The organism is Pseudoclavibacter sp. JAI123 (assembly GCF_013409665.1).
Taxonomy (GTDB): domain Bacteria; phylum Actinomycetota; class Actinomycetes; order Actinomycetales; family Microbacteriaceae; genus Pseudoclavibacter.
The window spans coordinates 240,549-267,170 of the sequence record NZ_JACCCM010000001.1; the positions used below are offsets into that span (position 1 = coordinate 240,549).

32 protein-coding genes are annotated in these 26,622 nt (G+C 70.1%); 19 read left to right on the forward strand and 13 right to left on the reverse strand.

Features of this window, described 5'->3' with window-relative positions; genetic code table 11:
• Positions 1–157 precede the first annotated feature (157 nt).
• The gene (locus tag HDC34_RS01135; RefSeq protein ID WP_249312289.1) at positions 158–694 is read right to left on the reverse strand and encodes a PadR family transcriptional regulator; all 537 of its coding nucleotides are present in this window, start codon (positions 692–694) and stop codon (positions 158–160) included.
• A 187-nt stretch (positions 695–881) separates the two neighbouring features.
• Between HDC34_RS01135 and HDC34_RS01140 the strand changes: the two genes are divergently transcribed.
• Genes HDC34_RS01140 through HDC34_RS01165 form a run of 6 tightly spaced genes read left to right on the forward strand, consistent with a single transcriptional unit; the run spans position 882 to position 3,843 of the window.
• The gene (locus HDC34_RS01140; RefSeq protein WP_104254615.1) at positions 882–1,250 is read left to right on the forward strand and encodes a PadR family transcriptional regulator; all 369 of its coding nucleotides are present in this window, start codon (positions 882–884) and stop codon (positions 1,248–1,250) included.
• A 1-nt stretch (position 1,251) separates the two neighbouring features.
• Complete coding sequence (locus tag HDC34_RS01145; protein ID WP_179555498.1) at positions 1,252–1,614, forward strand: DUF1048 domain-containing protein; 363 nt, start codon at positions 1,252–1,254, stop codon at positions 1,612–1,614.
• A 2-nt stretch (positions 1,615–1,616) separates the two neighbouring features.
• Entirely contained in the window at positions 1,617–2,396 is a 780-nt protein-coding gene (locus HDC34_RS01150) for an ABC transporter ATP-binding protein (RefSeq protein WP_179555499.1), read from the forward strand.
• Positions 2,393–3,154, forward strand: coding sequence for an ABC transporter permease (locus HDC34_RS01155; protein ID WP_179555500.1), 762 nt, complete (start codon positions 2,393–2,395; stop codon positions 3,152–3,154). Before HDC34_RS01150 ends, HDC34_RS01155 begins: the two co-directional genes overlap by 4 nt.
• A gap of 54 nt (positions 3,155–3,208) precedes the next feature.
• Complete coding sequence (locus HDC34_RS01160; protein ID WP_104310765.1) at positions 3,209–3,436, forward strand: Arc family DNA-binding protein; 228 nt, start codon at positions 3,209–3,211, stop codon at positions 3,434–3,436.
• Positions 3,433–3,843, forward strand: a complete 411-nt coding sequence (locus HDC34_RS01165; RefSeq protein WP_179555501.1) for a type II toxin-antitoxin system VapC family toxin — start codon at positions 3,433–3,435, stop codon at positions 3,841–3,843. The genes HDC34_RS01160 and HDC34_RS01165 overlap by 4 nt, the downstream gene beginning before the upstream one ends.
• 196 nt (positions 3,844–4,039) lie before the next feature.
• Here HDC34_RS01165 and HDC34_RS01170 read toward each other — a convergent pair whose 3' ends face one another.
• The 5 genes from HDC34_RS01170 to HDC34_RS01190 are packed head-to-tail and all read right to left on the reverse strand — an operon-like array spanning position 4,040 to position 6,246.
• A complete protein-coding gene (locus HDC34_RS01170; protein WP_179555502.1) occupies positions 4,040–4,645 on the reverse strand; it encodes a hypothetical protein in 606 nt (201 codons plus the stop codon).
• Entirely contained in the window at positions 4,642–5,223 is a 582-nt protein-coding gene (locus tag HDC34_RS01175) for a DUF6286 domain-containing protein (RefSeq protein WP_179555503.1), read from the reverse strand. Before HDC34_RS01175 ends, HDC34_RS01170 begins: the two co-directional genes overlap by 4 nt.
• Complete coding sequence (locus tag HDC34_RS01180) at positions 5,220–5,600, reverse strand: hypothetical protein (protein WP_179555504.1); 381 nt, start codon at positions 5,598–5,600, stop codon at positions 5,220–5,222. The genes HDC34_RS01175 and HDC34_RS01180 overlap by 4 nt, the downstream gene beginning before the upstream one ends.
• Positions 5,597–5,797: a DUF2273 domain-containing protein gene (locus HDC34_RS01185; protein WP_104310760.1), complete on the reverse strand. Its 201-nt coding sequence runs from the start codon at positions 5,795–5,797 to the stop codon at positions 5,597–5,599. Before HDC34_RS01185 ends, HDC34_RS01180 begins: the two co-directional genes overlap by 4 nt.
• On the reverse strand, positions 5,794–6,246 hold the full coding sequence (locus tag HDC34_RS01190) for an Asp23/Gls24 family envelope stress response protein (RefSeq protein WP_179555505.1): 453 nt from the start codon (positions 6,244–6,246) through the stop codon (positions 5,794–5,796). Before HDC34_RS01190 ends, HDC34_RS01185 begins: the two co-directional genes overlap by 4 nt.
• Here HDC34_RS01190 and HDC34_RS01195 point away from each other — a divergent pair.
• The 4 genes from HDC34_RS01195 (at position 6,236) to HDC34_RS01210 (ending at position 9,084) form a co-directional block, all read left to right on the forward strand.
• Positions 6,236–6,544 (forward strand): hypothetical protein, encoded by a 309-nt coding sequence (locus HDC34_RS01195; RefSeq protein ID WP_179555506.1) that lies wholly within the window; start codon positions 6,236–6,238, stop codon positions 6,542–6,544. The genes HDC34_RS01190 and HDC34_RS01195 overlap by 11 nt on opposite strands.
• 211 nt (positions 6,545–6,755) lie before the next feature.
• A complete protein-coding gene (locus HDC34_RS18115) occupies positions 6,756–7,733 on the forward strand; it encodes an AraC family transcriptional regulator (RefSeq protein WP_179555507.1) in 978 nt (325 codons plus the stop codon).
• Positions 7,734–7,824: 91 nt separating this feature from the next.
• On the forward strand, positions 7,825–8,019 hold the full coding sequence (locus HDC34_RS01205; protein ID WP_179555508.1) for a hypothetical protein: 195 nt from the start codon (positions 7,825–7,827) through the stop codon (positions 8,017–8,019).
• Between the two features lie 252 nt (positions 8,020–8,271).
• The gene (locus HDC34_RS01210; RefSeq protein WP_179555509.1) at positions 8,272–9,084 is read left to right on the forward strand and encodes a tyrosine-protein phosphatase; all 813 of its coding nucleotides are present in this window, start codon (positions 8,272–8,274) and stop codon (positions 9,082–9,084) included.
• On the opposite strand, the gene HDC34_RS01215 is transcribed toward HDC34_RS01210, so the two are convergent.
• Positions 9,025–10,020 (reverse strand): DMT family transporter, encoded by a 996-nt coding sequence (locus HDC34_RS01215; RefSeq protein ID WP_218854855.1) that lies wholly within the window; start codon positions 10,018–10,020, stop codon positions 9,025–9,027. The two genes, HDC34_RS01210 and HDC34_RS01215, sit on opposite strands and share 60 nt — an antisense overlap.
• 125 nt (positions 10,021–10,145) lie before the next feature.
• Between HDC34_RS01215 and HDC34_RS01220 the strand changes: the two genes are divergently transcribed.
• Positions 10,146–11,042: a LysR substrate-binding domain-containing protein gene (locus tag HDC34_RS01220; protein WP_179555510.1), complete on the forward strand. Its 897-nt coding sequence runs from the start codon at positions 10,146–10,148 to the stop codon at positions 11,040–11,042.
• Between the two features lie 160 nt (positions 11,043–11,202).
• On the opposite strand, the gene HDC34_RS01225 is transcribed toward HDC34_RS01220, so the two are convergent.
• The gene (locus HDC34_RS01225) at positions 11,203–11,847 is read right to left on the reverse strand and encodes a response regulator transcription factor (protein ID WP_179555511.1); all 645 of its coding nucleotides are present in this window, start codon (positions 11,845–11,847) and stop codon (positions 11,203–11,205) included.
• Positions 11,844–13,046, reverse strand: a complete 1,203-nt coding sequence (locus HDC34_RS01230) for a histidine kinase (protein WP_179555512.1) — start codon at positions 13,044–13,046, stop codon at positions 11,844–11,846. The genes HDC34_RS01225 and HDC34_RS01230 overlap by 4 nt, the downstream gene beginning before the upstream one ends.
• A 133-nt stretch (positions 13,047–13,179) precedes the next feature.
• Here HDC34_RS01230 and HDC34_RS01235 point away from each other — a divergent pair, with 133 nt between their 5' ends.
• Together HDC34_RS01235 and HDC34_RS01240 are read left to right on the forward strand one after the other, a co-directional pair.
• Positions 13,180–13,971 (forward strand): ABC transporter ATP-binding protein, encoded by a 792-nt coding sequence (locus tag HDC34_RS01235; RefSeq protein ID WP_179555513.1) that lies wholly within the window; start codon positions 13,180–13,182, stop codon positions 13,969–13,971.
• A complete protein-coding gene (locus HDC34_RS01240) occupies positions 13,968–16,091 on the forward strand; it encodes an FtsX-like permease family protein (RefSeq protein WP_179555514.1) in 2,124 nt (707 codons plus the stop codon). The genes HDC34_RS01235 and HDC34_RS01240 overlap by 4 nt, the downstream gene beginning before the upstream one ends.
• A gap of 292 nt (positions 16,092–16,383) precedes the next feature.
• Here the strand turns inward: HDC34_RS01240 and HDC34_RS01245 are convergent, their stop codons facing one another.
• Together HDC34_RS01245 and HDC34_RS01250 are read right to left on the reverse strand one after the other, a co-directional pair.
• Positions 16,384–16,986 carry a response regulator transcription factor gene (locus tag HDC34_RS01245; protein WP_104310750.1) on the reverse strand — a complete coding sequence of 201 codons (603 nt, stop codon included), beginning with the start codon at positions 16,984–16,986 and terminating at the stop codon, positions 16,384–16,386.
• Positions 16,983–18,257: a sensor histidine kinase gene (locus HDC34_RS01250; protein WP_179555515.1), complete on the reverse strand. Its 1,275-nt coding sequence runs from the start codon at positions 18,255–18,257 to the stop codon at positions 16,983–16,985. The genes HDC34_RS01245 and HDC34_RS01250 overlap by 4 nt, the downstream gene beginning before the upstream one ends.
• Positions 18,258–18,438: 181 nt before the next feature.
• Here HDC34_RS01250 and HDC34_RS01255 point away from each other — a divergent pair, with 181 nt between their 5' ends.
• Positions 18,439–18,933 (forward strand): small multidrug efflux protein, encoded by a 495-nt coding sequence (locus HDC34_RS01255; RefSeq protein ID WP_104254364.1) that lies wholly within the window; start codon positions 18,439–18,441, stop codon positions 18,931–18,933.
• A gap of 46 nt (positions 18,934–18,979) precedes the next feature.
• On the opposite strand, the gene HDC34_RS01260 is transcribed toward HDC34_RS01255, so the two are convergent.
• Positions 18,980–19,732 (reverse strand): SUMF1/EgtB/PvdO family nonheme iron enzyme, encoded by a 753-nt coding sequence (locus tag HDC34_RS01260; protein WP_179555516.1) that lies wholly within the window; start codon positions 19,730–19,732, stop codon positions 18,980–18,982.
• A gap of 73 nt (positions 19,733–19,805) precedes the next feature.
• Here HDC34_RS01260 and HDC34_RS01265 point away from each other — a divergent pair, with 73 nt between their 5' ends.
• The 5 genes from HDC34_RS01265 to HDC34_RS01290 all read left to right on the forward strand — a co-directional run bounded on the left by HDC34_RS01265 (position 19,806) and on the right by HDC34_RS01290 (position 25,251).
• A complete protein-coding gene (locus HDC34_RS01265; protein WP_179555517.1) occupies positions 19,806–20,666 on the forward strand; it encodes an alpha/beta fold hydrolase in 861 nt (286 codons plus the stop codon).
• A 592-nt stretch (positions 20,667–21,258) separates the two neighbouring features.
• Entirely contained in the window at positions 21,259–22,053 is a 795-nt protein-coding gene (locus tag HDC34_RS01275) for a hypothetical protein (RefSeq protein ID WP_179555519.1), read from the forward strand.
• Between the two features lie 98 nt (positions 22,054–22,151).
• Positions 22,152–23,258, forward strand: a complete 1,107-nt coding sequence (locus HDC34_RS01280) for a serine hydrolase (protein ID WP_179555520.1) — start codon at positions 22,152–22,154, stop codon at positions 23,256–23,258.
• Between the two features lie 68 nt (positions 23,259–23,326).
• Positions 23,327–24,595: a sensor histidine kinase gene (locus HDC34_RS01285; protein ID WP_179555521.1), complete on the forward strand. Its 1,269-nt coding sequence runs from the start codon at positions 23,327–23,329 to the stop codon at positions 24,593–24,595.
• Complete coding sequence (locus HDC34_RS01290; protein ID WP_179555522.1) at positions 24,592–25,251, forward strand: response regulator transcription factor; 660 nt, start codon at positions 24,592–24,594, stop codon at positions 25,249–25,251. Before HDC34_RS01285 ends, HDC34_RS01290 begins: the two co-directional genes overlap by 4 nt.
• 54 nt (positions 25,252–25,305) lie before the next feature.
• Here the strand turns inward: HDC34_RS01290 and HDC34_RS01295 are convergent, their stop codons facing one another.
• Positions 25,306–26,553 carry an alpha-hydroxy acid oxidase gene (locus HDC34_RS01295; protein ID WP_179555523.1) on the reverse strand — a complete coding sequence of 416 codons (1,248 nt, stop codon included), beginning with the start codon at positions 26,551–26,553 and terminating at the stop codon, positions 25,306–25,308.
• Positions 26,554–26,622 lie beyond the last annotated feature (69 nt).

The window sequence follows — 26,622 nt, forward strand, 5'->3', positions numbered from 1 at the left end:
ATCCTGCGGTACCTCGCGCGGCCCTCGGCCGAGAGCTTCGTGTCGCCGTCCCGGGCGGCCCGGCCTCGAGTGACTGCTTGCGCCTGTGCGGCGGCGGCGGTCAGCCTGCTCGCCGCCGCCGCTCGCTCTTCGGTCAGGCCGGGGCCATCTGTCACGTTCAGTCCTCGGCGAGGATCGAGTACAGCTTGCGCCGTGTCTCGTCGAGGAGGGCCGCGGCGCGCTCGGCCTGGTCCGGGGTTGCGCTGCTCTGCACCTGAACGACGGCTTGCGCGAGTCGGGCGCCGGCCTTCGGGAGGGTCGCGGCGCGCTCGGCGCGGCGTGCGGCGGGGGACTCCCACGGCAGGTCGCCAGTCGAAGCGTCGACGGCGACGGCGCGGCCTTCTTCGGTGAGCGCGTAGACCTTGCGCTCGCCCGTGACCTCCGGCACGACGAGGCCCTCGTCGGAGAGGAGCTGCAGCGTCGGATAGACGGAGCCGGGGCTCGGCTTCCACGCGCCGCTGGTGCGCTCCTCGATGGCCTGGATGAGCTGGTAGCCGTGCTGGGGGCCTTCGAGCAGCGCGACGAGCAGTGCGGTGCGGACGTCCCCGCGGCCGGCGCGGGACGTGGTGGGACGGGATGCGAAGCTCTCGCGGATCTCGTCGACGGCTTCGCGGAGGCCGAAGCCAAGTCCGCCTGGGGTGTGCTGAGCGACCATGAGCATTCCTTTCGAAGGGGTGCCGATACCTGACGACACCCGACGATACATCGGTGAATGTCGGTGAAGCTGTGCATTCCGGGGTTCCTGAACGCGGATTGAACTGGGGGAACCAAGTGTTGCTAGGTACTGGTACTCAGTGTTACTTTGTACTGGTAGTCATCATTACTGAGTAGAGAGGGTGATCGTGGGCAAGCAAGCAACCGAAATGCTCAAGGGCACGCTCGAGGGCATCGTGCTCGCGATTCTCGCCACGCGTTCCGCCTACGGGTACGAGATCACGACCTGGCTTCGCGAACAGGGCTTCGCGGACATCGCCGAGGGCACGGTGTACGCGCTCCTTGTGCGCATCGAGCAGAAGGGGCTGGTCGACGTCGAGAAGGTCCCCTCGGAGAAGGGTCCGCCGCGGAAGGTCTACACGATCAACGCAGAAGGCACCGAGTACCTCGCGGAGTTCTGGCGCACCTGGGGGTTCCTCGCGGAGCGCCTCGAGCAGCTCCGCACCACCACCGCAGAACCAACTGCAACCAGCACAGATGAAGGAAGAGGCAACTGACATGGCCGCCAAGTGGATCGAAGCGCTCACGGGCTCACTCGAGGAGAAGAAGCTGTACAAGGAGGCACAGGCGCGATTGGATGCGCTGCCGGCTCCCTATGCGAAGGTGGCGCAGGCCATCCAGCGCTACCTCATGTACTACGGCGGCGTCACCGATGGGGAGTCGATGGTGCGCATGAATGCGGACCTCGCCGACCTGTGGGAGCGCGCGGCCGCCGACGGCACTCCCGTCCACGACATCGTGGGCTCCGACCCGGTCGACTTCGCCGAGACCTTCGGCCAGTCGTACTCCGGCAAGCAGTGGATCGACAAGGAGCGCGCGCGACTGGTGAAGGCCGTCGAGGAAGCGGAGCGAGGGCAGTAGCCATGAGCGCTCCTCCGGCCATCGTCGTCGATGGCATCACGAAGTCGTACGGCGACCTCGCCGTACTGACCGGCGTCGACTTCGCCGTCGAGCGCGGTAGCATCTTCGCGCTCCTCGGCTCGAACGGGGCCGGCAAGACCACACTGGTGCGCATCCTCTCGACGCTCCTCCGCGCCGATGGTGGTGCAGCATCCGTCAATGGCTTCGACGTCTCCGCGCAGGGCGCCGAAGTGCGGGGTGCGATCAGCCTCACGGGCCAGTTCGCGGCGGTGGATGAGGTGCTCACGGGCCGCGAGAACCTCGCGCTCGTCGCGCGGTTGCGGCACGTCGCGCGGCCGAACAAGGTCGCCGACGCCTTGCTCGAGCGCTTCTCGCTGACCGACGCGGGCGGGCGTCGTGCCGCGACGTATTCCGGCGGCATGCGGCGCCGCCTCGACATCGCGATGAGTCTCATCGGCGACCCATCCGTCGTGTTCCTCGATGAACCGACGACGGGCCTCGACCCGCAGGCTCGCCTCGAGGTGTGGGCTGCCGTGCGCGAGCTTGCCGCTGCGGGCATCACCGTGCTGCTGACCACGCAGCACCTCGACGAGGCGGAGCAGCTCGCCGACCGCATCGCGATCCTCCACGAGGGGCGCATCATCGCGGATGGAACGCTCGCCGAGCTCAAGCGGCTGCTGCCGCCCGCGAAGGTCGAGTACGTGGAGAAGCAGCCGACGCTCGAGGAGATCTTCCTGGCCGTCGTCGGGCAGCCGGGCAATGAAAGGAAGCTGGCGTCATGACCACGCACTTCGTCGGCGACACCGCCGTCCTGACGGGCCGCTCGCTGCGCCACGTGCTCCGCAGCCCGGACACGATCGTGACGACGGCCGTCATGCCGATCGCGTTCATGCTCATGTTCGTCTACGTGTTCGGCGGGGCGATCGACATCGGCGCCGGCGCCTACGTCGACTACCTGCTGCCGGGGATCCTGCTCATCACGGTCGCCTCGGGGGTCGCCTACACGGCGTACCGCCTGTTCCTCGACCTGAAGGGCGGCATCTTCGAGCGGTTCCAGTCGATGCCGATCGCGCGGTCGTCCGCGCTGTGGGCGCACGTCCTCACGTCGCTCGTCGCGAACCTCGTCTCCGTCGCGGTCGTCGTGGGGGTCGCGCTCATCATGGGCTTCCGGTCGGGGGCCGGACTGCTCGAGTGGCTCGCCGTCGCAGGCATCCTCGTGCTCTTCACCCTCGCCTTGACCTGGATCGCGGTGCTCGCTGGCCTCTCCGCGAAGACCGTCGAGGGTGCGAGCGCCTTCTCCTATCCGCTCATCTTCCTGCCGTTCGTCAGCTCGGCGTTCGTGCCGACCGAGACGATGCCGGGCCCCGTGCGTTGGTTCGCGGAGAACCAGCCCGTGACGTCGATCGTCAACAGCATCCGCCAGCTCCTCGAGGGGCAGCAGGTGAGCGGGGATATCTGGGTCGCGCTGGGGTGGTGCCTCGGGATCCTCGTCGCGGCCTACGTAGTCGCGAACGTGATCTACAAGCGCAGGATCAGCTGACTGAATCTGTCGAGCCCCATAAGTGCTAGCATTGCTAGCACTCAAGGAGCTCTCATGGCCACACTCACCATTCGCAACCTGCCCGAAGAGACGAGGCGTGCCCTCAAAGCACGCGCCGCCGAGCACAACAGGTCCATGGAGGCCGAGGTGCGCGCGATTCTGGAAGAGTCCCTGGTGCCTGCGCCGGACTTCGTGACGAACTGGGTGAACGTCGTCGTCGATCTCGAGGGAGATTTCCATCTGCCGCCGCGGTCGAAGCCACGCGAGGTAGATCTCTCGTGATCGTCGTCGATACGAACGTCCTCTCCGAACCCCTGCGCCGTGAACCCGATCGGCGAGTTCTGGAGTGGCTCGCGCTCAACGCCGGGCAGCTCGTCCTGACGACGATCACCATCGCCGAACTGCGATACGGGGCCGTGCGGCTGCCGGAGGGGAGCAGGCGCACGGCCCTGCTGCTGGCTGTGGACCGACTCGTTGCTGAAGCAGGCGACCGAGTCTGCTCCTTCGATGTGGAGGCCGCGCGCGCCTGCGCGGCGATTCGATCTGAACGCGAAGCGCGGGGCAGGTCGATCTCAGTCGAGGACACCATGATCGCGTCGATCTGCTTGGCCCGGGGGTACGCGCTCGCGACGAGGAATGTCGGAGACTTCGACGACGTGGGGCTGTCACTCGTCGATCCCTGGGCCTAGCTTGGCCACCGGCGCTGCGCCCGTGGCCGCCGGTGAGGTGCGGCTACCGCTGCGCGCCGGGATCTTGCTGCTGCTGCTGCTTTTTCTTGGCGCTGCGGCGCTTGACGACGAGGCCGAGGACGAACGTGACGATGCGGAGGAACATGGGGTCCTTCTTCTTGGGTGGGGTTGGTCAGGTGGGGTGACTGACTTGGCGTTACTGGAGGCGCGTCGACTTCTGCACCCGAGCTCGGAAGCCGCCCGTCAGCTGCAGCAGCACCGGGAGCTCCTTGCCGAGCAGCGCGTCGAGGGCACGGAGGTCGCGTTCCACGAGGTCGACGGCGTCCCTTGGCGAGACCCCGCGGCGGCAGGTCGCGGAGACCTTCAGCACAGGGGCGCGCTTCACGTCGTAGGCGGAGACGCTCGTCGAGACGAACTCGTCACGGCCGGCCAGCGCGTCGTCGAGTGCAGCCCGGGCGACGGTCACGTCGATGACGGTCGGTCCGACGTCGGAGGTGCGCTCGTGCACGATCGTGCCGGTTCGTCCCTGTCCTTGGCGGAGTGCGAATGCGAGGAGCAGGATGATGCTGATGACGAGGACCGCGACGAGGGCGATGAGGAGCCAGCTGAAGTCGGCACCGGGGAACGGGGTCTGCTGGAGCCATCCGGTGACGTTGGTGTTGACGCCTTCGGAGATGGGGGTCCAGGTGTCTTTCGCTCCGGGGAGCCACGCGCCTACTGCTGCGGCGGCGCCGATGGCGAGGAGGAGGAGGCCTGTGGCGGTGATGAGGAGTCGGTTGAGGCCTCGGTTGGTGCTGTTCATGCGCCGACCTTCCCGTTCTCTGCGACGCGCACCTTGGCGGTGACGCGGGGGGTGAGTTCGTACTGTTCGAGCTGCTGGTTGACGGCGGCCGTGATGGCGGCCGCGTCGACCGGGAGCCCGGATGCGGGCACGAGGTGCACGTCGGCGCGTCGGTGGGACACCGACACGGTGACGTTGTCGGGGCTCACGTTGCCGGCGTGCGCGGCGTGCCGGGCGAGGGCGGAGGCGATGACCGCGTTGTCCGCGACCGTCGCGGTGCGGGTCGAGGTGAGCGTGTGCCGTGCCCGGCGCCCGGGGGCGAGGCCTGCGATGAGCAGGATGAGCCCGATGATCGCGACGACCACGCCGGCGATCCCGACGTACTGGGTGGGCTGCTCGAGCACGCCCAGCGCGGAGGTGAACATGTCTGCCGGTGCGACGAGCAGCGCGGGGAGGGCGAGCAGCGACAGCACGATCTCGGTGCCGATCCAGGCCGCGACCAGGATGAGCATCACCGCGAGGATGATCGCGAGCGCCGAGCGGGGCGAGTGCGTCTCTCGCCGGGAGAGGCGCGAGTACAGGGAACCATGGGTGCTCATCTGACTCGCTCCTCCGCTCGGATGTTGAGGCTGGTGACCCGCAGCATGACGCGTTCCACGCGCGAGTCGGTCAGTGACTGGAAGCGATCCTTGATCTCTCCCTTTGCCGTTTCGACACGTTGGAGGATCGGCCCGCCGCTCCGCTCGAGGGTCGCATCCTGCGAGCGGATGCGTTCGAGGGACGGAACGCGGATCGGGGTGCTGATGCGCAGCGCGAGGCTGCCCTTATGGTCTTCGAGGTCGACGCTGACGCTGCCAGCGTCGACCCCGAGCGCGTCACCGGTGACAGCTGACGCAAGACGAGTCAGAGCCTTCGCGGTGAGTCGTGTCGTGCCTCGCTGCGCCGCGCCGCCCGGAGCCGTCGCGGCCGCGCTCATGAGGACGTGTTCCGTCCACGAATGACGTCGACGAGGGCGCTCGCGTCGAGCTTGCCTTCGAGGATGCGCCCGATGATGCCACCGACGATCATCGCGATCGCGACGAAGAAGAACGCCCAGAAGCCCAGGATGGTCCAGCTCAGCGCGAGGACCGCGCCGATGAGGATCCCGGTTCGTGTGAGGGACGAGTTGCTCACTGGACTCGTGCCTCTTCCTGGTCATCGTCGTTGTCGTCCTCGGAGGGGAGGTGCACGTCGTTGACGGTGACGTTGACCTCGGTGACCTCGAGGCCGACGATCGTCTCGACGGCGTCGATCACGTCGGCGCGGACGCCGTCAGCGACATCCTGCAGTGAGACGGGGTACTCGGCGACGATGGTGATGTCGATGGCGACCTGCTTCTCGCCGACCTCGACGCTCACGCCCTGGCCCTGGTCGGTTGCGTTGAGGGCGTCGCGGATGGCGCCGATGGCACGAGCTGCTCCGCCACCGAGTGCGTGCACACCGCGTGCGTCGCGAGCGGCGATGCCGGCGACGCGAGCCACGACACTGTCGTTGATCGTCGTCTTGCCGTGGGTGCCGTGCGCCGGCTGCAGGTCCTTGCGGTCGGAGGACGTGGTGCTGATGGTCGGGGTGGTGTTCGACATTGCTTTCTCCTTGTTGTGTGCCGATGCGGGCGCATCGGCGGTGCTTGGTGGTGAGACGTGTGAAGTCCATGATTTGTCACAGAAAAGTTTTCAGACGACGATTTCGCTTGGATGCTCACCGGTCGTGCCGCTGGCATCCAAGGAGAAGGGGGCGCCCTGGGAAGTGAATTCTGATCTGCCCGGTGAGCATATGCACGGCTACTGCATCCGCAACCGAGAACTGCGCGGTGCTGCGCGAGTCAGCACTGCACATAAAGTGCTTCTGAGCAGGGATTATCTTGAAATTGGCTTGCTGTGAGCGAGGAAGTACCACTTTGTCTCACGCTCACGACGGAAATGATTCCGGTCACCTCCGGCGAGAGCTCTTGTCATCGACCACAATGGGAAATGTGACGAACTGCCCCCGAGCGTCGTCTCATCTGTGAGCGCCGCACCTGCCCAGGTGCTGGTCGCCGGACGCGTGAACGGATCGCGTTCGTGCAGCGATACGGAATGGACGGAGTCGGAAGGTGCAGGAGCACGTCAGTCAGGGTGGCAGCGACTTCGATCTCGGAGTGGTCGAGGTCGAATCCAGGGCTTCGGGAGAGCTCCCCAAGGTGGTGTCGCTCACCGTCGACGAGGCCGGTCAGCCTGCCGTGGAGACCGTCCGCAGCTGGGGCTGGCACGTGCAGTCCTCCGCGGAGGAGTTCACCGTCGCGGGCGATGTGCTGAAGAGCGACACCTTCGCGCTGAGTCGCTACCGTCACTCAGCTGCCAGCTTCCGGTACGTGGTCCCTCGCGCCTTCGCCGGGGGTGCTGCGCGCCTCCTCCTCGCGTGCCTGGAAGGCGAGGTCGTCGTCGATATCGCGGGCACAACCGAGACGCTCACGCCAGGCAGCGTGCTGTTCGTCAACCCCGAGGACCTCATCAGCAAGAGGTCCGAGGTGCCCGTCAGCAGCCTACTGGTCTTCTTCCCGCGGCCCCAGTCGTTCACCGAGAACTACGTGGGCACGACGTCGGAATCGGACGCGTACCTGCAGGTCCTCATCGACGCGTCCGCGTCCATCCTCGGCGGCGGGCTGCGCGCCGAAGACGCCGCATTCACCCGGGTCGGGCTCGGTGTCGAGGCGCTCATCTGGGCGTTGGCGACGCAGACCGAGCTGCGCACGCTCGCGAAGAGCGGCAACGACCTGGCCCACGTCTACAGCGAGGCGGTGAAATACGTCTCCCGGTTCGCGTCCGACGAATCGACGACGGTGAACTCCATGGCGACCGCGCTCGGCGCGTCGAGAGCGCACCTGTACCGCGCGTTCGCGGCGACCGGCGACACCGCATCCGCGTACCTGCGGCGGGCCCGGGTGCGCCTCGCTCAGCGGCTGCTGGCGGAGGGTGCGAGTGCCGAAGCGGCCGCACGGGGCTCGGGATTCGGCACAGCCAGACGGATGAGGAGCGCCCTGTCGGCGGCGCAGGTGGTCGATGTCGAGGTGACGATCGAGACCTCCGGGTAGCGCCGCTTCCGCAGCGACTCTCGGTTTCGGCGCATCCCGGTGCTGTTGGGTGGAGTGACCCCCGAACGCCGCGACGAAAGCGAGATCCCGAATGCAGACCCTCGGCACCGTCCTGCTCGCCGTCGGATTCCTCGCGCTCGCGGGAGCGCACCTCATCACCGACCCGACCGCCCTCGACGCCAACATCGGCGCGGGCTTCCTCATCATCGTCGGCCTCGTCACCGGGGCGGCAGGACTTCTCGTTTCCGTCATCGCGGCCCTGTTCGGTATGCGCCGCCGCCGCTGACTCCTCTCAGCTCGCGCCCGCTGCATCCACACGTGAGATGCAGCTTCCCGGCGCGATGAAGGTGCGTGGCTGGCCGCCGGCCGCCGCGGCTGCGCTCGGGGCGGGCTCATCCGCGACACCCTCGGCACGTACACCTCCGCGTGGTGGGGAGGTGCCGCGCTGTGCATCGTGGCGGGGGGGCTGTCGATCGTCGTGCGGCGCAGATCCACCCCGCCTCGCTCGAATGTCGGTGCCCGCGTCTAAGGTGATCGCATGACGACGGCGACATCACTCGAGGGCACCTTCAACTTCCGCGACACCGGCGGCCTGCCGGTCACATCCGGCGGTGTGACCGCGCCTGGCGTCTTCTACAGGTCCGACGCGCTGAGCTCGCTCACGCCGAAGGGGCTCGAGGAGCTCGCGGCGAGCGACATCGGCACGATCGTCGACTTCCGCACACCCGCCGAGCGGCAGATGGCGCCCGATCGCCTGCCCGTGAGCCGGCAGTTCCACGTCGTCGAGCTGCCGCTGCTTGAAGGGGCCGTGACCGGACTGGTGCAGCAGGGCCTGCAGTCGGCTGCGCGCGGCGGCGACCCCGCCGAGCAGGCGAAGGCGATGGATGCGGTGCTCGCGCAGATCCCGACCTTGGGCGCCCTCTACGTGGAGATGCTCGAGCACAGCGCGACCACGTTCGCCGAGCTCGCGCGACTCGTCGCATCCGCGACCGTCAGCCCGCCGAACGCCGTGGTCGTCCACTGCACGGCCGGCAAGGACCGCACGGGCATCGGCTCGGCCCTGGTGCTCGACGCGGTCGGGGTCGAGCGGTCGGCGATCATCGCTGACTACGCGTCCTCCGGGGCGAACCTCTCAGGGGAGTGGGCCGAGCGCATGTACGGCATGGTCGCGCAGTACGGGCTGCCGCTCACCGACCAGATCAAGGACCTGGTCGCTGCGACGCCCCCATCCGCTATCGAGCACGCGCTCGAGTGGGTGGATGCGCAGGGCGGCTCAGCCGCATACCTGCAGTCAGGCGGGCTCACCGGTGCGGAGCTCGCCGCGCTCAAGGGGCGCCTCACCGGAGCCTGAGGGTGCCGCCGCCGCATCAGTACTCGGTGTCGCGGCGGCAGCTGGAGCTGCATCTGGAGGCGCAGCGGCCGTGGGTGCGCGTCCGGCCGAGCGCTCGACGCCGATGCCAGCCACGATGACCAGCACGAGTCCCACGACCGGCAGCAACCCGGGCACCTGATGCAGCAGCAGCAAGCCAATGACGAGCGCGACCGCGGGCTCGAGGCTCGTGAGAGTTCCGTAGGCAGCCGCCGTAATGCGGCGCAGCGCCTGGATCTCGAGCATGAACGGCACAGTTGGCAGGAGCACGGCCAAGCCGAGGCCGGCGAGGGCCGCCTCCCACGTGAGCAGCGGAATGGTGCTCGGCGCCGCGATGATGCTCGCGATGACGGCCGCCACAGGAATCGAGACGGCCAGGCCGCGCACCCCACTCAGCTCGTCGCCCACACGCTGCGTGCACAGGATGTAGACGGCCCAGCAGGCCGCCGCGGCGAGCGCGTACAGCACGCCGATCGGGTCGATGTTCCCGGTCCACGGCTCCGTCAGCAGCACGACACCGACGGCGGCGATGAGCGGCCACAGGAGCGCCCGGCCCCGACTGCGCAGCACGGCGACCGCGAGGGGGCCCAGGAACTCGAGAGCAGCGGCCGTGCCGAGCGGGATGCGGTCGATCGCGAGCGTGAAGAGCAGTGTCATGCCCGAGGTAGCCGCGCCCAGCACGATGCAGGCGACGAAGCTGCTGCGCGTGAACCACGCGCGTCGCGGGCGCACGATCACCAGCACGAGCGCCGCCGCGAACACGAGGCGGATCCAGCCGGTGCCGAGCGGGCCCAGCTGCTCGAACAGGCCCGTGCTGAGCGCCAGGCCGAGCTGCACGAACAGCATGGCGCTGATCGTCATGAGGGTGCCAGAGCGGGCGCTGCCCCGTGGAGCTGGCGGAAGCGTGGACGCGGTCATGGCTTCAGGATCGCGCGCCCGTGCATCCGTGTCCACGCGAGAAATGCGAACGCATCGTTCGCGATTCGCGCACAATGGTTCCGTGGGCGCCTGGCCCGCGGTCCGGATCATCATCGGGAGACCACATGGAGACGCGACGGCTCGAGTACCTCGTCGACCTCGACCGCCTCGGCTCGATGCGGGCCGTCGCGGACCAGCACCTCACGACGACCTCCGTCGTCTCGCAGCAGCTCGCGCTCCTGCAGCAGGAGCTCGGCGCGCACCTCCTCGAGCGGGTAGGGCGCGGGGTGCGGCTGACCGCCGCCGGCTCGCGGCTCGCCGCACGCGCATCCGGGATCCTCGCGAGCCTCGACGAGGCAAGACGCGACTTCGATCCGGACGCGGAACCGCAGGGCACATTGCGCGTCGCCGGCTTCGCGACCGCCGCGCGGGCGCTGTTCCCGATCATGCGCGAGCTCGCCGCATCACACCCCGGCGTGCGGCTCGTGCTCGAGGAGCAGGAACCCGACGAGGCGCTTGCGCTGGTCGACGCCGGCCGCATCGACCTCGCACTCGTCTACGACTACACGCTCGCGCCCCTGCGCATCCCGCCCGGGTACGAGAGCGTGCGACTGTGGCAGGGGGAGTGGGGTGTCGGCGTTCCGGACAGCGTCGCGGCGGCCCTCCCCGGCGGCGGCCTCGAGCCTCTGCCGAACCGCGACCTCATGCTCGCGTTGCGCGAGCGCGAGTGGATCGGCAACTCCAGGAACGACGCCGACGAGATCGCCATCGGCGTGCTCGCGTCGCTCGCCGACTACGAGCCGAACGTCACCCATCAGTCCGACGACCTCGCGCTGGTCGAAGACCTCATCGCGGCCGAGTTCGGGGTCGGGATGCTCCCCCTCACGCGAGCGCCGCGCGACAACGTGCAGATCGTGCGGATGCAGGACCCGCCCATGCTGCGCGCATCCGCCGCCTACCTCCGCGGCACCGCGGAGTGGCCGCTGCTGCGCCACGTGCTCGCCCGCCTCACCGGCGGCTGACTCGCGGGGTCATGACTCGCACCGTTGGCCGGTTCCCCTGACTCGCCATGTTTGCCGCCGACCGCGTTCTCGGGATGGCAAGTTCGCTACGTTCGCGGAAACTTCCCGCAACGACGTGAGTTTTCCATCCGGAGAGCCGACAGACTCCGTCATCGCTCGGTCACCTGACGAGGCCCGTCCGCCACGCCCACGCCGCGATCTCGACGCGGTTGCGGGCACCGAGCTTCACGCTGATGTTGCGCGCGTGGGTCTTCACGGTCGAGACGGAGACGAAGAGGTCGGCCGCGATCTCCTCGTTGGTGCCGCCGCGCGCGATGGCGGCCGCGATCTCCACTTCGCGGTCGGACAGCTCGTGCTCAACATCGGATGCAAGCCGTCTGGTGGCACTCCCGGCGAGTTCGTCGAGCAGCCGCACCGTGATCGAGGGCGAGACGAGCGCGTCGCCGTCTGCCGCGGCGCGAACCGCTTCGACGAGCAGCCGGGGCCCCGCATCCTTGAGCATGAACCCGGATGCGCCGGCCTGCAGCGCCGAGCGCAGGTACTCGTCGGTGTCGAAGGTCGTGACGATGACCACTCGCGGCGCGTCCTGCCGGGCGGTGATGATCCGTGTGGCGTCGAGCCCGTTCATCCCGGGCATGCGGATGTCCATGAGCACGACGTCCGGCAGCAGCCGCGTGGCTGCGGCGACCGCCTCGTCACCCGAACCGGCGATGCCGACCACGCGGATGTCGCCCTCCGCCTCGAGGATCATGCGGAAGCCCGCGCGCACCATCTCCTGGTCGTCGGCGAGGACGACGGTGATCATCGCTGCGGCTCCAGGGGCAGGGTGACCGAGACCGTCCACGTGTCGGGGGTGTCGGCGCCCGCGCGCATGGCCCCGCCGAGCGCCGTGACCCGCTCGGACAGGCCCGTGAGTCCGAACCCGGCGGCGCCTTCCTCGCGGCTGCCCGCGCGCACCCCGTCGTTCTCGATCTCGAGCAGCAGCTCGGCGTCGACCACGCGCACCGACACGGCGGTCGTCCCGTCGGGCGCGTGCTTGCGCGCGTTCGTGAGCGCCTCCCTGACCACGCGGTACGCGGACTCGCCGACGCCGGGCGGCAGGGGAGCGTCCGCGTCCTCGAGGTGCAGGGTCGTGCGCTCGTGGCCTGGGTCGAACCGGTCGACGAGCGTCGGGATGTCGTCGAGGCCGTATGGCACGGTCAGGGGAGCAGACTCCCCATCGCCGTGCTCGTCGCGGATCGCGCCGACCATGCGACGCATGCCGGCGAGCGCCTCGGTGCCAGCCGCCTCGATGGCGGTCAGGGCCTCGGTGGTGTGTTCGGGGTCGGCGCGGGCGACCGCGAGCGCCGCCTGCGCCTGCACGACGATTCCGGTGACCTGGTGCGCGACCACGTCGTGGAGCTCCCGCGCCAGCTCCAGCCGCTCCGCTTGCCGGGCGGCCTCGAGCGCGGATTCGCGGCGCAGGCGCACGAACCGCCCGGCGGCGCCGCCGATGACGGCGCACCCCCAGACGAGGACGGCGAGGAGGATCGCGGTTCCGTCGACGCCGATGCGCAGCAGGGTAACGGCGAGCGCGCCGACCAGAGCGCCGGCGCCGACGGCGATCGCGCCCCGGAGGGAAGCCGCGCGCACGCCGAACACCGTGAGCACGACGAGGGCTGCCGACTCGGTCAGCGAGAGCCAGGGGAAGCCGGCGGATGCGGCGACCCCGGACCCGAGGAGCGAGACCGCGAAGCCGGAGGCCACGCTCACGACGACGGGCAGCCGGCCGCGGGCGAGGGCCAGTGCAGCCACCACGACGGCGACGAACGCGGTCGCCAGGGCCCCGGCGATGAGACCGTCGGCGGGACCGGTCTCCGGGACGACCGCAAGCCGGGCGGCGAGCTCGAAGTCCACCACGAGCAGCAGCGCGAGCACCGCGAACTCGGCGATCTTCGGCGCGGCCTTGAGGCGGGCCGCAAGCGACCCGAGCCGCCCCCGTCCGCCGTCGCTGCTTGTCGTCACGCCTCCATCCTCGCGGACGCGCCTCAAGCAACACTCCGTTTCGCGGGCGAATCGTTCGAAGGAACGAGCGCGCCGGCCATGACCGTCCCCTCGGTCGACGCGGGCAGCCGTGCCCACCTCAGAGGGTGGATGCATGACTTCAGACCTCGGCGACCTCCGTTCCCCGCCCTCCGCTCCGCCGGTTCCGCTGGCCGCCCGGGCCATCGACGTCGTGCGCGAGTACGGCGACACCGGCAACCGCGTCCGCGCCCTCGACGGGCTGAGCCTCGATCTGCCCGCGAGGCGGTTCACGGCCATCATGGGCGCATCCGGTTCTGGCAAGTCGACCCTGCTGCACTGCCTCGCGGGGCTCGACCAGCCGACGTCAGGCCGCATCCTGCTCGGCGATACCGACCTCGGGCGGCTCGACGACGCGGCCCTGACGGCTGCGCGGCGCGACCGGGTCGGGTTCGTGTTCCAGGACGGCAACCTGCTCCCGCATCTCACCGCGGGCGAGAACATCGACCTGGGCGCGTCGCTCGCGAGGCGTCGCCCCGAGCGCGGCTGGCGGGCTGAGCTCGTCGAACGCCTCGGCATCTCCGACCGGCTCCGGCACCTGCCGGCGCAGCTCTCCGGCGGCCAGCGCCAGCGGGTCGCCGTCGCGAGGGCCCTGCTCGGGCGCCCCGACCTGATCGTCGCCGACGAGCCGACGGGCGCCCTCGACAGCGAGTCGGGGAGCTCGCTGCTCGCACTTCTGCGCGCGTGCGTCGACGAATACGGGCAGACCGTCGTGATGGTCACCCACGACCCGGTGGCCGCGGCCGTCACCGACGAGGTCGTGCTGCTCAGGGACGGCAGGGCGGCCGGCAGCCTGAGCTCGCCCACCCGCGGTCGGGTGCTCGAGCACGTCGCGGCGCTCGCGGCCGGTGCCGGGGTGCCCGCATGATCGTCATCCGCGCGGCCGCGAGAAGCGTGCTCCGGCGGCCCGGCCAGGCGGTGCTTATCGGCATGGCGATCGTCGCGGCGACGGCCTTCGCGGCGGCGTCGCTGCTCATCGCCCTCAACGCGCGGACCGCGCTCGTCGCGTTCGGCATGAGCACGCCCACGGCGGCGGGTGCCGTGGTCATCCCGCCGAGCGATCTGACGTCGGAGGCGGCCACGGAGATCGCCGAGCGGGTGCGCACGCTCCCCGGAGTGGACGAGGTCGCCGTCGAGTACCTCGGCGACGTCGAGGTGCAGCTCGGCGGCACCACCGCCGTCTGGAAGCTGACGAGCGACCCCGGCTCCGGCCCCCTGAGCGGCATCGGCGAGCTGTCGGCCGGCTCCGCACCGGAGGCCGGCGAGGTGGTCATCGGCACGAGCACGGCCGAGCGCTCCGGCGCGACCGTCGGCGACGTCTTCGTCGCGGGCGGACGTGAGCTCACGGTCGCGGGGATCGGGCAGGTGCACGAGTTCGGGCAGGACGTCGCCCTCATCCGGGAAGAGGATGCGGTGGCGCTCGGCGGGTCGATGGCCCCGGTGCAGATCTTCGTCACGGGCGACCCCGACCTCGACGTGCTGAACGCGGTCGCGGGGGAGAGCACCGTCGTGGGCGGCGAGGAGCGCCGCGCGGAGGAGGCCCGCTCGGTGACCGACACACTCGTAGGCGTCTTCGGTGCCCTCAGCGTGTTCGTCGGCCTCGCCGTGCTGTCGGCCGTCGTGATCGTCAGCTCGACCTTCCGCATCCTGCTCGCCCGCCGGGCCGCCGAGCTCGCGCTGCTGCGCTGCGTCGGAGCATCCCGCGCTCAGGTGCGCCGCTCGGTGCTCGTCGAGGCGGCGTTCATCGGCCTCGTCGGCGGTGCCGCGGGCGTCGCGGTCGGGCTCGCGACCGCGGCGGTGCTCGTCACGGCGGCCAGAGGCGCCGGGCTGCTCGATGCGCCCTTCGATGCCGCGCCGGCGGGACTCATCGCGTGCCTCGTCCTCGCCGTGTGCTGCTCCATCGTCGCCGCACTGCCAGCTGCGCGGGCGGCGGGCAGGACCTCACCGGTCGCCGCGCTCGGCGAGGCTCGCTCCTCGGATGCCCGCCCGCTGCGAGGTGCGCCCCGCCTGCTCGTCGCTGTCGCAGCGCTCGTCGTCGCGGCCCTCGCCGCGTTCGCGGGGGTGGCCGTCGCATCCACCGACGAGTTCCTCGGCCTCGCGCTCGCCGCGCTGAGCGGCACGCTCGTCTTCGCGGCGCTCGTCGCCGTCGGGCCCTTCCTCATCCGCTGGTCGGCGCTCCTGCTGCGACCGCTCGCATCCGGGTCGGTCGCGCTGCGACTGACGATGTCCAACGCGAGTCGCGCATCGCGTCGCACCGCCGCCATGACCACCGTGCTGACGCTGGGCGTCGGCCTCACGGCGGCGCTCACCGTCGGCGTCGCAGGGGCGTCCGCCGACGCCGAGGAGAGCGTCGCCCGCAACTTCCCGACCGCGGCCATCATCCCCGTCGACCTCGTCGACGACCCCGACGCGGTCGTCGAACGCCTGTCGGCGGACCCGTCCGTGGAGGCACGCCTCGGCGAGGCCGACATCCTCATCGACCCGGCACCCGGGGTGACGCCCGAGGCGCTGCGCTCAGCCGTGCTCGACCGCGTGGACCCGGGCGTCCCCGTCTACTGGGCCGCCGACGTCCAGGCCGGGATCGGGCAGACCATCCTCATCGGGCAGCTCATCGGGGTGGCCACGATCGGCGTGACGCTGCTCGTCGCGATGATCGGGGTGACCGTGACGCTGGCGCTCTCGGTCGCCGAGCGGCGCCAGGAGATCGCGCTGCTGCGCGCCCTGGGCGTCAGCCGGTCGGGGACTCGCCGCTCCGTCGCAGCCGAGGCCGCGCTCGCCGCCACGGTCGGCTCGGCGATCGGCGTCACCGTGGGCTGCGGATACGGGGTGCTCGCCCTGCACATCCTCGGAATGGCAGGCGGCATGCCACCGTTCGGCACGCTCGCGGTGCTCGGGGTGGGCGTGATCGCCACTTCCGTGCTGGCCGCGGTCGCGCCCATGCGAGCCGCGAGCCGCGTGCAGCCGGCCATCGGCGTGGCCGCCCGCTGACGCGCTGACGCGCTGACGCGCGGGGGTTTCGGGATGGGTTCCACGCTTCGGGATGGGTTGCAAGCCATCTGCGTGCGTGGAAGCCATCTCGAAATGTGGTCCGGGTGGCGGTCACCGCCCGGGATCGCGCGGCGGGGCGGCTGCGCGGCTGTCTCGGGATGGGAACCTCGCTTCGTTCAGGGAAGTTTCTCCCAACGAGGTGACGTTGCCATCCCGAGACGAATCCCATCCCGAGCCGAGCGTCAGCCCGAGACGTTCGCCAGGCGACGGCGTGGGCGGATGCGCCGCCGCGCTAGATCCAGCCGCGCTCGCGGGCGACGACGGTCGCCTGCTGCCTCGTCGAGACGGCGAGCTTTCCCAGCACCGACGACACGTAGTTGCGCACGGTGCCGGGGGAGAGGTGCAGGCTGCGGGCGATCTCGGCGATCGTCTCGCCGCGCTGTCCGGCGCGCAGCACGTCGAGCTCGCGGTCGGTGAGGGGGCTGCGTTCGTCGGCCAGTGCGTCCGCGGCGATCTCGGGGTCGACGTAGCGTCGACCGGCGGCGACTCGGCGGATGATGTCGGCGACCTCTTCGGCGCGGCGGGACTTCGGGATGAACCCCTGGACTCCCGCGGCGAGCGCGCGGCGCAGCACCCCGGGCCGGGCGTGCCGGGTGACGACGATGCATCGCACCTCGGGCAGGCCTTGCAGGCGCTCGGCGACTTCGACGCCGTCGAGGCCCGGCATCTCGAGGTCGAGGAGGCAGATGTCGGGCTTGAGGCGCAGCGCCTCTTCGACGGCGGAGGTGCCGGTGCTGCACTCGGCGATCACCTCGAGGTCGACTTCGAGGCGGAGCAGTGAGGCGAGGGCCGTGCGGATCATGTCCTCGTCGTCGGCGAGCAGCACCCGGATCATGCGTGTTCTCCAGTCGTCGCGGGGAGGCCGGAGGTGCCGGCGACCGGGGCGTGTACGACGGGCAGGCGCACCTGCACGGTGAAGCTCGTGCCGTCGTTCCACGCCTCGACCTTGCCGCCGCTGACCTCGAGTCGCTCGCCCATGCCGGTCAGGCCACTGCCCCACGCGACGTCGGCCCCGCCCTCAGCTCCGCCCACGCCTCCGGCGCCGCCGTCGTGGCCCGCCGCGTCGTTCACCATGCGGTAGACCCACGTGTCGCCGTCGCGGCTGAGGTCGATGCGGGCGCGGGCACCGTCGCCGTGCTTGAGCACGTTGGTGACGCTCTCGCGCACGATCGGGCCGAGCACGTCGGCGGGGGCGGATGCGGCGCCGGCTCCCACGTGCATCCGCACATCGTGGCCGGCAGCGCGGAGCAGGTCGGCCGCGTTCTCGAGCTCATCAGGCAGGGGTACGCCGCGGAAGCTCGTGGCGAGGGCGCGCGTGCCGGCGCGCGCCTCGTTGACGGCTCCCTGGGCGGCGCGGATCTGCTCGGCCGCAGCGGCCGGGTCCTTCGTGAGGAGGCGCTCCGCGAGCTCGAGCTGCAGCGCGATGACCTGCAGGTGGTGCCCTTGCAGGTCGTGCACGTCGTTGGCGAGGCGCAGGCGCTCGCGGGTCGCGGCGAGCTGGCTCTCGGCGGTGCGGGCCCAGTCGAGTTCGAGCACGATCTCCCACCACCAGAGGGAGAACGCGGTCATCGAGGGCACCATCAGGACGAAGAAGGCGGGCGCCGAGAACGCGCTCACCGGGATGCCCTGCGTCGCGAAGGCCGACGCCTCCACGAACACGAGCACGAGCACGAGCAGTGTCGCGCCGACGACGACCCGCCACCGCACCCCGGGTGTCCAGGGGCGGACGGAGAGGACAAACGCGACGACCGCGGCGGCGGCCAGCAGCGACGATGTGCCGAGCCCGAGGAGGATCGCGCCGAGCGCTGCGAGCACGAACCCCGCCATGGTGAGGGTCGAGGGTGGGTGCCGTTCGCCGTCGCGCGCCGCGAGCACGCTCGGCCGGTAGTCGAGGAGCAGCAGGATGCTGGCTGCGATCCAGGCCACACTGCCGGCGATCGAGAGGGGGAACCGCCAGGGCGCGTCGAGAGCCGGCGCCGCCCAGGCCCAGAGGATCCAGAACAGGGCCGTGATCGCGACGAAGAAGGCGACCCCCACCGCCGTGTACCACCAGGTGGCGGTGACGCCGCGGGCCAGCGCCGTCTCGCCGATGCGTGGAGTGCTCATCCCTCCACGGTAGGCCAGGCGTGGGCGAGCGGCCCGTGACATTTGTCATGAACCCGCACGCGCATCCTCACGAGGAGTGGTGACGCGGCGGCACTGCCGCACGCCGCGCATCCCGGGTGGAATGGAGACATCACCGCGGCACCCGACGCGGCAGCCCACCTCAGCTCCGAAAGGCCACACCATGAACCCCATCGCAGAGCTCATCCTCGGTTTCCAGGACCTGATGGCGCAGCTGCCCGACTGGCTGCAGCCGCTCGTCGTCGCGCTTGCCGGTGCCGTCCCCTTCATCGAGGGTGAGGGTGCCGCGACGATCGGCATCATCGGCGGCATCAACCCGGTCATCGCCGCCATCGCGGGTGCCCTCGGCAACTTCATCGCCGTGGCGCTTGTCGTCTACCTCGGCGCTGCCATCCGGGCCCGCTTCGCGAAGTCGCCCGAGGACGCGACGCCGAAGACGGCCCGACGCGAGAAGTTCCAGCGCGCGTTCAACCGCTACGGCGTCGCCGGCGTGAGCCTGCTCGGCCCGCTGCTGCTCCCGACGCACTTCACGGCCGCCGCGCTCGCGGGCAGCGGCATCTCGAAGGGGCGCGTGCTCGTCTGGCAGGCGGTCGCCATCGTGCTGTGGACGACGCTGCTGACCCTCTTCATCACCGGGGTCATCGCCTTCGCCGTCTGATCCGGGGCTCGCAGCCAGTCAGTCGCGTGTCAGGCCAGCGGATGCGTCAGCGCAGCGGGGTCCACCCGAACGGGGTGGGCCCCTCGGTTGTCGCGCGCTCGCGGTCGGCGCGCGCAGACCACCCCTGGGCCGCATCCTCGGCGTCGAATCCACCGCGCGCGACACGGAACCCGACGTCCTCGTGGTGCATGCGAGGTGCACCACCACGGCGGACGGAAGCGCGCACGCTCCACGTGTCGTCGGCGTAGCCGCCACCGCGGAATACGCGGTAGTCGTCGTAGCGGGCCGGGTCGAGGAGGTCCCAGCACCATTCCCACGTGTTGCCGAGGGTGTCGAAGAGGCCGTTGAGGTTGGGGTGCTTGCCGCCGACCGGCTGCGGGCTGGTGACGCCGTCGAGGCTGGTCCAGGCGACGTCGGCGAGCGGCCCGTACTGTGCTGCGGTCGACCCGGCCCGGCACGCGAACTCCCACTCGGATTCGGTGGGGAGGCGGATGCCGTCGGAGTCGACGTGCCAGGTGACCTGCTCGCCGTCGTACGAGTAGGCGTGGTCGAGGCCCTCCCATTCGGAGGCGGCGTTGCAGAAGCGGATGGCGCGCAGCCAGCTGACGTCGGTCGCGGGCCGGTCGGGGTGGCTCATCCCGTCGTCGGTCGCCTCGCCGAGGAGCTCGCCGAGCTGCGACTGGGTGACCGCGTAGACGCCGATCTCGAACGGCTCGAGCTCCACGCGGCGGCGGATCTTGCGGCGCGCGTCGTGCAGTTCGACGGTGCCGCCGTCGATGGCCGAGAATTCGATATCCATTGGGGCCATCCTCGCACCGGAGGCCGCGTCTGGTGCCTGGCGGGTGTCTGTCGCCGCGTGAGAGCATGCCGGAATGATGGACTCCGCCGCCTTTGTGTCCACCCCAGACGGGCGTCGCCTGCGCACGTTCGCGAGCGGGCCGCGCGACTCGGGCGCCGTGGTCGTGCTCGAGGCTGGCCTGGGAGCGAGCGGCCTGTACTGGGGGCTCGTGCACCGGATGCTCGCGGAGCGCGTGCGGGTCGTCGCCTACGAGCGAGCGGGGTACGGGGAGAGCACGCCGGATCCTGAACCGCGCACGCTCGAGCGCCTCGCCGACGACCTCGACGTGGTCGTGGACGCGCAGGAGCCGGCGCGGCTGGTGCTCGTCGGCCACAGCTGGGGCGGGCCGATCGTTCGGCGCCTGGCAGCTCGTCGCATGGCGGCGGGTGCGCCGATGGATGGGCTTGTGCTCGTCGACCAGAGCGATGAGCACGCGGCGCTGTACTTCCGGCCGTCGACTCGGCGCCTCTTCGGATTCTCGGCGGCGGTGCTGGAGCCGGCCGCCAGGCTTGGTCTGCTGCGCGTGCAGCTGCGGAGCCTCGTCGAGGGGATGGACCCGATCGCGGCGGCGCAAACCCTGGATGCATCCACGAACCCGGGTGCGGCGCGGGCGGCGGCCGCCGAGCAGCGTCTCGTGGGGAGCGAGCTCGCGGGTTTGCGATCGCGCCCACCGAGGCTTGGCGACCTGCCGATCCGGGTGATCTCGGGCATGAAGGCGACCCCCGGCGATCGGACGCGGGGCCCGCTCATCGAGGCGCACCTCGAGACCGTCGCCGCGCATCCCGGGGCGGTGCACGTGCGGGCCGAGGAGTCGGGGCACGTCGTCACCGCCAGCGAGCCGGGACTGGTGGCGCGGCAGGCGCTGGAGGTCCTCGGGTTCAACGGCGACCGCTGACCGCTGACCGCTGACCGCTGACCGCTGACCGCGAGCAGTCTCAGGAAACTCAGGGCCATCACCCTCTCGACTTAGGTAGGTTACCTAACTAAATAGTTGTAGTGCTCGAGGAAGAGCCGCCGGCTTCGGAGCGTTCACGGGGAGAGAGTCACGATGTCGATCTCAGATCGGTGCACATGGAGCTGTGGGCCTCCTCGAGGTGGCGCACGATGAGCACTGTCGTGGCAGATCGGCCACGTGCCGATGGAGGATCCGACTCAGGCGATGACGCGTTGAACGCCGACCTCACTCTCGTGGGCTGCGGAGACCGTGCAGCGCTGTCTCGTCTCTACGATGCCCTGAGCCCGATGATGTTCGCGCTCGCCCTGAGACTCCTGAATCGAGAGGATCGAGCGCAGGAGGCCACGACCGATGCCTGGTTGACAATCTGGCAGTGCGCGCCGCGTCTCCCGCAGGGAAGCGCGCGGCGGACGATCCTGGCCGCGGCGGTTCGGTCGGCCTCGAAGCTAGCGGATACCGGGTGAAACTGAACCCGTCGTCAGAGTAGTGCGCTCACCGCAGCGCTCAGAAGCCTGCCCACTAGCCTGTTCGCATGTTCGGACCCGCTCCAGACGCCACTCAGCTCAAAGCGTTGCATCATGCCTGGGCGGCGGCGACGTCACCAGCGGCCAAGCTGGCAGCAGGTCTCGGCCTCGCGCAACTCGGCGATTTCACGGGCCGCGCTGAACTGCTCGACACCTACAGCGGAGACATCTCTTCGCTTGACCGTGAGCACCGGCTCCGGCTCCTCGATCTGCTCCTGGCCACCGCCACCGAACGCGAAGCAATGGACGCTCGCCTGTTCGTCTTGCCCGACAACGACGACGGATCCGTGTACCTCAGACTCGCCGGTTCTGGCCGGATGCTCCTGGCCCGCGCAGCCACAGTCCGGTACGTCGAGCTTGCGCACGTCTTCGACGAGATCCACGACATCACTTTCGAGCTCGCCACGGACAGTGGGTTCGACCTGTCCGGCGTCGAGATCGATCTCTACGACGAGGACTCGACCGTCGACGCGTGGGCGGGTGAAATGACAAGAGCGTTGGCCGACGTCTCCGCAACCTACGTCTTCCGCGGGGCCGCGTTCACCCCGCGGATCGTCATCGACGAGCTCCTAGGAGGTGTCGACCGAGCCGCGGCCGGGGGCCCGGTGCTCATCCGCCCGAACGCGGAACTTCTGGCGACCTGGTCGGGCCTCGCGCATCCCACCATCGGCAGCACGGTCGGGCCAGATGACGTCGCCGCGTTCGCCGAGTACGCCGAGCGGCTCCTCGCCCTTCCCTGGCGGGCCGGAGTCAAGTACTTCTACGGTCACGACGTCGACGGCGGTCCGGGCCTGCATCGCTGACGTTGGAGCCGCGACCCGCGAGCGGACTGGCCACGCAGGCAGGCGCGACTGTTCGCAGGGATGGGGTGCTGAGCGCCGCGTTTCGCCACGCTGGATGCATGGAAACGCAACGAACCGCAGACGCCGACACTGACGCCAGCCCGGACCCGCACGAGGCGGCCATGCAGGCGCTCGTCGACGCGGGCTACCCCGCCGTGCTCGCATCCGTCACCGACGCCGAGGGCAAGACCTCGAACCTCGCGCTCGGACAGGGAGACCTCGCCACGGGGGAGGCGCCGCCCGTGGACGGGGAGGTGCGCATCGGCAGCAACACGAAGATGTTCGTCTCGACGATCGTCCTCCAGCTCGTCGATGAGGGACAGCTCGCCCTCGATGCGCCGATCGACACGTACCTGCCCGGCCTCATCACCGGGGACGGGGTCGACGGCACCAAGATCTCCGTGCGCCAGCTGCTCCAGCACACCGCCGGCCTGCCCGAGTACGCGGACAAGGTCGCCGCGGACGCGTTCGGCGCGCAGCAGACGTACATCTCGCCCAGGGACATGCTCGACGTCGCGCTCGAACGGCCCGCGGCGTTCGCCCCCGGGGAGCGGTGGGCGTACAGCAACACGAACTACCTCGTGCTCGGGCTCATGATCGAGGCCGTCACGAACCGCGCCCTCGCCACCCAGATCGAAGACCGCATCGCTGCACCGCTCGGCCTCGAGCACACCTACCTGCCCGCCCCCGGGGAGCGGCAGCTGCGCGGCGAGCACCCCCGCGGCTACCACGCCGAGACGGCCGGCGAGCTTCGGGACATCTCCGACCTCGACCCCGCGTTCGGCTGGGCCGCCGGCGCCCTCGTCTCGACGCCGTCCGAGCTCAACACGTTCATGCGCGCCCTCCTCGACGGCCAGCTTCTGAGCGCGGAAGCGCTCGCGGAGATGCAGACGACCGTCCCCGCCGGCAGCGAACTGACCCCCGGTGCCGCCTACGGGCTGGGCCTGCAGAGCTACCCGATGTCCTGCGGCGGAGTCGCGTGGGGGCACGGGGGAGACATCCCGGGCACCCAGACCCGCAACGCCATCGGCCCGGACGGCACCGCCGTGACGATCGCCGTCACCGCGTTGCCCTGGGCGATCGTGTCGCCCGACGACAACGAGCGGCTCCTCGCCCAGTACCGGATGGTCACCGACGCCCTCGACGAGACGCTGTGCGTGCAGTAGGGCCCAACGTGATCGCGCCGGGTGGGGGCCTTGTCCGGGGCCACCACCCGGCGTGGTTGAATCGGGTCATGCGCTCATCGCCGCGGAACTCGGCCGTGATCGGCGCCCTCTGGCACGCCACGCCCAGCCTCCTCGTCCTGCTCGGTGCCCTCGGATTCCTCGCGATCGGCACCTGGGATAGCGCGCTCTTCGCATCGGTCCCAGGAATCGAATCGCCGGTTCCCCTGGCCGCGCTCATCGCCGTCCAGGCGCTGCTGCTCTGGCCGCGCCGGTTCCGCCCACTGCCGGTGTTCGGTGCCGTCGTCGGCATCGATCTCGCCATCCTCGGCACGACGGCCGGGGAGCTCGGCATCGGCGTGCTCGCCGTCGGCATCGCCTCCTATCGGGTCGTCCGGCGGCTGCCCCGGCGGACGGCGCTCATCGCGCTCGGCCTCGGCGCCGCGGCGACCACCATAGTCGGCGGTGTCGCGATGCTCCTCGGGTCGCGCGAGGCGCCGCTCATCCTGACCGCAACACTCCTCCTGCGCATCCTGCTCCTCTACATCCTTCCCGCGGGCATCGCCGACTACGTGCTCGGGCGGGAGCGGCTGACGGATGCGCTCCGCGAGCAGGCGCGCATGGCCGAGCAACGACAGGTCGAGCGGGCGCGCGGCGAGCTCAGGGCGGAGCGCACCGCGCTCGCACGCGAACTGCACGACATCGCCGGCCACCACCTGTCTGGCATCATCGTGAGCGCGCAGGCGGCGGCCACCCTGACGCGCTCCGATCCCGAGCGTGCGCGGGCCATGATGCGGGGCATCCAGGACGACGCGCGGACGACGCTCGTCGACCTCCGGCGCACCGTCGGGTTGCTGCGAAGCGACGACGACGACCCCAGCGGCGGCCCAGATCGCCCGAGCCCCACCCCGGATCTGGCCGGCATCTCGATGCTCGTCGACGCCGCGCGGGAGCGGGGACAGGTCGTCGACTTCCGCGTCACCGGTACGCCTCGGACGCTCGGCCCGCTGACGGAAGCAACCGCGTACCGCATGGTGCAGGAGTCCTTGGCGAACGCGGCTCGGCACGCACGGGGCGCGCGCAGCGACGTCAGTGTGCGGTTCGACGACGACGACGAGGTGAAGATCGTCGTCGCGAACGCGCCGAACGCGCCCGCACCGGATGCTTTCGCTCCGGCCGCGCCCGTGCAGCCGGGGTACGGGCTCTCCGGCATGGCCGAACGGGCCGAGCTCGTGGGGGCGACTCTGAAGACTGGACAAACGAGCGACGGCGGCTGGCGCAACGAGCTCACGATCGGCGGCGCAGGCCGAGGCGTGGACCGAGACGGGGAGGCATCATGATCCGGATCCTCATCGCCGACGACCAGGCGGTCGTGCGCGCCGGGCTGTCCGTCATCCTCGGCTCGGAGGTCGACTTCGAGGTCGTCGCCGAAGCCGCCGACGGTGCAGAAGCGGCCCGGCTCGCTCGCGAGCTCAACCCAGACGTGGTCTGCATGGACATCCGCATGCCGGGCACCGACGGCATCGAAGCGACGCGGATGATCGCTGCAGACCCATCGCTCGGCGCCGCGGTGCTCATCCTCACGACCTTCGACGTCGACGCCGACGTGTTCGCGGCGCTCGAAGCCGGGGCTGCCGGGTTCCTGCTGAAGGGTGCGGATGAGGCGACGCTGCTCGCCGCTGTCCGCTCGGTGGCCGCAGGGCAGGGGACGCTCGACCAGCGGCTCACCCGACGCATCCTCCACGAGTTCGCCGACCGGCGGCGACCTGCTGCCCACGCCGCCCCGCCGACGGGGATCGTGCTGACCGAGCGGGAGCTCGACGTGCTCGGGCTGCTCGCGCGCGGTCTCTCCAACGCGGAGATCGCCGGCGAGCTGTTCGTCGAACCCACCACGGTGAAGTACCACCTCGCGGGGCTCCTCCAGAAGACCGCGTCGAGGGACCGCCTGCAGGTCGTGCTCTGGGGCATCCGCGCCGGGCTCGTCGACGTCCGCTGAGCGAGGCCGCAGCTGGGTTGACCTGCATGCAAACCAGCAGGAGTCTCACGCTGTTCAGAGGGGGTGGCTCGTCGTGAGCGGTTGCAGGCGATGGAGCTGTGTCACATGACGCGGTTCGAGCTCGGCGAGCGAGGAGACGCCCAGGAGGGCCATCGTCCGTTCGATCTCTGATCTCAAGATGGCGATCATCCGGTCCACTCCAGCCCGCCCTCCAGCCATCAACCCGTAGAGGTAGGCACGGCCGACAAGCGTGAAGTCGGCGCCAAGCGCAATCGAGGCGACGATGTCAGCGCCGCTCATGATGCCGGTATCGACCATGACGGTCGTGTCCGAGCCCACCTCCCGTGACACCTGAGGGAGAAGGTGGAAGGGTACCGGAGCTCGATCGAGTTGGCGTCCACCATGGTTGGAGAGGATGATGCCGTCCACGCCAGCCTCTACGAGTCGTGTCGCATCTGCCAGGCTCTGCACGCCTTTGACTACCAGCTTGCCTGGCCACATCGATCTGATCACGTCCAAGTCGTCGAAGCTGATGGTCGGGTCCATCGCGGAGTTCAGCAACTCACCGACGGTGCCATTCGTCGTGGAGAGGGACGCGAACTCGAGCTTCGGGGTGGTCAGGAAGTCGTACCACCACCAGGGACGAGGGATGGCATTCGCGATCGTCGCCATGGTGAGTTGCGGCGGTATGGAGAAGCCGTTGCGCTTATCCCGCAGACGGGCGCCCGCGATCGGAGTATCGACGGTGAACTGGAGCACATCGAATTGCGCGGCGGCGGCGCGCTCCACCAGGCCGTAGGAGATCTCTCGCTCTCGCATGACGTAGAGCTGGAACCAGTTTCTGCCCGTCGGATTGGCTTTCCGGACGTCCTCGATCGAGGTCGTCCCCAGCGTGGAGAGGGTGAAGGGGATGCCGGCCGCGCCAGCCGCTCCTGCCCCCGCGACTTCACCCTGGGTCTGCATGAGGCGCGTGAAACCGGTAGGCGCTATGCCGAAGGGCAGGGAAGACAGGCCACCGAGGATGTCTATCGACGTATCGACGTGCTCGGCGGGCCTCAGGATGTCAGGGTGCAGCTCGACATCGTTGAAGGCCTGCCTGGCTCGTCTCAGTGAAATCTCCCCTTCAGCCGCGCCATCCGTGTAGTCGAACACCGCCCGTGGGGTGCGCCGCTTGGCGATAGTGCGCAGATCTTCGACTGTCAGAGCCCGCGATAGACGCCGGCGTCGGAGATCGAGGTCGGGGCGCCTCGGTTGGACGAGTTCGAGCAATTCGCTGGGTCTGGGAAGCTGTCGCTTCATCATCATTCTCCTGTTGATCGTGCCGTACTAGGGGTCTTCGTCGGGTTGTCAGATCGTGGGCCAGGCGCTCTA